Annotated in this window: 3 protein-coding genes and 1 pseudogene; all 4 read left to right on the top strand. The window is 69.6% G+C overall.

From position 1 onward, the window contains the following. Nucleotides 1-595, top strand: a 595-nt coding sequence (locus tag VF697_RS07110) for a GTP-binding protein (protein ID WP_331092738.1), incomplete at its 5' end; no start/stop codon positions are given. A gap of 81 nt (nucleotides 596-676) precedes the next feature. Beyond that, nucleotides 677-1480, top strand: a complete 804-nt coding sequence (locus VF697_RS07105) for a tetratricopeptide repeat protein (protein ID WP_331092737.1) — start codon at nucleotides 677-679, stop codon at nucleotides 1478-1480. 40 nt (nucleotides 1481-1520) lie between these two features. Continuing rightward, a complete protein-coding gene (locus VF697_RS07100; RefSeq protein WP_331092736.1) occupies nucleotides 1521-2651 on the top strand; it encodes a PQQ-binding-like beta-propeller repeat protein in 1131 nt (376 codons plus the stop codon). Continuing rightward, nucleotides 2648-2772: pseudogene (locus VF697_RS07095) on the top strand ((deoxy)nucleoside triphosphate pyrophosphohydrolase); the annotation flags it as partial. The gene VF697_RS07100 and the pseudogene VF697_RS07095, both read left to right, overlap by 4 nt.

Here is a 2772-nt window from a genome sequence, read left to right as displayed (position 1 = left end):
CAGCGACGTGGCGGTGCTGCTGATGGACGCCACGGAGCCGGCGGTGGACCAGGACGCGAAGCTCGCCGGCATCGCCGAGGAGAAGGGCCGCGCGCTGGTCATCGTGGTGAACAAGTGGGATCTCATCAGCACGGATCAGCGCAAGCAGGAGCTCTTCCGCGAGGATCTCAAGCACTCGCTGAAGTTCGTGGGGTACGCGCCCATCGTGTTCACCTCGGCGCTCACCGGCTCGAAGGTGGAGAAGGTGTTGGAGCTGGCGGTGGAGCTGGCGGACCAGTTCCGCTACCGGGCGCCCACCCCGCAGCTCAACCGGCTGCTCAAGCACATCGACGAGAACCACCCGGCGCCCATCGTGGGACGCGGGCCGCTCCGGGTGTACTACATGGCCCAGGTGGGCACGGCGCCGCCCACCTTCGCGCTCACGTGCAACCGGCCGGACGCGGTGCCGGACATGTACAAGCGCTACATCACCAACCAGCTGCGGAAGACCTTTGATCTGCGGGTGCCCATCCGGATGCTGTTCCGGGAGCGCCCGGGCCAGGCCAAGCGCGCGGCGCGCAAGAGGCCGAAGTCCAAGGTTGCCCGGAAGCATTGAGGGCGGTCCGCGTTGACACTGCCGGTGCGCGCTCCGTAGATTGCGCGCCCTTCGACTCCGTGTAGAGAGGTGCGAACCCCCGTGGCCGAGAAGTCCGAGAAGAAGATGACGAAGCAGGAGCTCCGTGCGCCCGATGCCTTCCAGCTGTACGGCGCCGAGGCGAGCGACTGGCTGATGAAGCGCCGGCAGATCATCGGGACCGCGGTGGCGGTGCTGCTGATCGGCGGGCTGATCGCCGCGATCGTGAACTACTTCTCCACCCGGAGCGAGATGCAGGCCTCCAAGGCACTCGGCCAGTCACTGGCGGTGCTGGAGCGGCCGGTGGTGGAGGGCCTGGATCTGCAGGCCCCCGCGGGCGAGGAGCCCCCCTTCAAGTCCCAGCAGGAGAAGGATCAGGCCATCGTCAAGTCGCTGAGCGACTTCCGCGCGCAGCACAAGGGCTCGGACGCGGCGGTGACGGCGGCGCTGCCCCTGGGCAAGGCCGAGTACCGGCTGGGCAACCATGACGGCGCGCTGGCCGCCTTCGGGGACTTCATCAAGGACGGCCCGAAGAACGATCCGCTGATGGCGGCGGCCTACGAGGGCCAGGGCTACGCCTACGAGGCGAAGGGCCAGCTGGATCAGGCGCTCGAGGCCTTCAAGGGAATGACGAAGGTGGACTCGGCGGACTACCTGCAGGGGATGGGGCTGTACCACCAGGCGCGCATCCTCGTGCAGCAGGGCAAGAAGGACGAGGCGGCGCAGGTGCTGGCGGATCTGAAGTCCTCCCAGACGAACACGGCGGCGGGTCGGCTGGCCACGGAGCGGCTGGCGGTGCTGGCGGCGCAGGGCGTGAAGGTGCCCGAGCCGAAGACGCCTCCGGCGGCCAAGCAGGACGCGGGGTAGACGCGGGCTTATGCGTATCGCGAGCGGGTGGAAGCGTTGGGTGGGTGGGTTCGCGGCGGCGAGCCTGCTCGGTGCATGCAGCGTGGTGCCGGTGTATGGCAACCCGGCCACCTCCGCCGCGCAGCAGCCGCCACACCACTTCTTCTCGGTGGATTGGTGGACGCAGCTCGTCAACCCCACGTTGCTCGAGTACGCGCCGCGTGAGTTCGCGCAGCCGGCGTACGACGCGAAGGGCGAGCACGTCATCACGCTCACCCGGGACGGCTTCGTGCGCAGCGTGGCCCCGGGTGGCGAGGTGGCGTGGCGGTTCCGGGTCGGCAACCGGTTCTACGCCGGCGCGACGGTGGAGGACGGCCTCGTCTACGTGCCGGGCACGGACGGCGTGCTGTACGCGCTGGACGCGAAGACGGGCGAGCCGAAGTGGAAGTACGCGGCCGGCGAGGAGCTGGCGACGACGCCGGTGCTCGCGGGCGACCTGGTGCTGGTGGCCTCGCAGAGCGACACCCTGTTCGCGGTGAAGCGCGGCACGGGCGAGCTGGCGTGGCTGTACCGGAGGGATCCGCCCACGGGCTTCACCATCCACCGGGCGTCCGCGCCGGCGGTGCGTGGCGAGGCGGTGTGGGTGGGCTTCTCGGACGGCACGCTGGTGTCGCTGGACCTGGCGGACGGCGGCGTGCGGTGGGAGAAGTCGCTGGCCCCGAGCGGCGGCGGGCAGTTCATGGACGTGGACACCACGCCCGCCCTGGACGAGGCGGGCCACGTGTATGCCGCGTCGTACTCGGGCGGCCTGTACGCACTCGACGCCGAGACGGGCGACGTGGTGTGGAACACGGTGGCCCAGGGCATCACCTCGGTGCTGGTGCATGGCGGCGTGGTCGTCGTCACGGGGGATGACCGCCTGGATGCCTACCTGGGAGAGACAGGGAAGCTCCTCTGGTCGCAAACCCTCCAGGAACGGGCCGCGTTCGAGCCGGTGTTGGTCAAGGGGATGCTCCTGGTGCCAGCCCAGCGCTCGTTGCTCTTCGTGGACCCGCGGACGGGGCAGTCGCAGCTGGCGTGGAACCCGGGAGATGGCATTTCGGCCACACCGCGGGTGGTGGGCGCGAAGATGTACGTGCTGTCGAACAACGGGTACCTGTACGCGCTCCGGCTGGACGGGAGGAGTGGTTGACGCAGGGAGCGCCGAAGAGGACGGTCCGCGTGGTGGCCGCCCTCATTGCGAAGCCCGGAGATGACTCGCGGTTCCTCGTGCAGCAGCGGCTGCCGGGTGGGAGCCGGGGGTTGCTCTGGGA

Origin of the sequence: Archangium sp. (genome assembly GCF_036388035.1) — a bacterium.
Lineage (GTDB): Bacteria > Myxococcota > Myxococcia > Myxococcales > Myxococcaceae > Archangium.
Note: the sequence above shows the minus strand (reverse complement) of the source record. Positions and strands in the feature narration are given on the sequence as shown.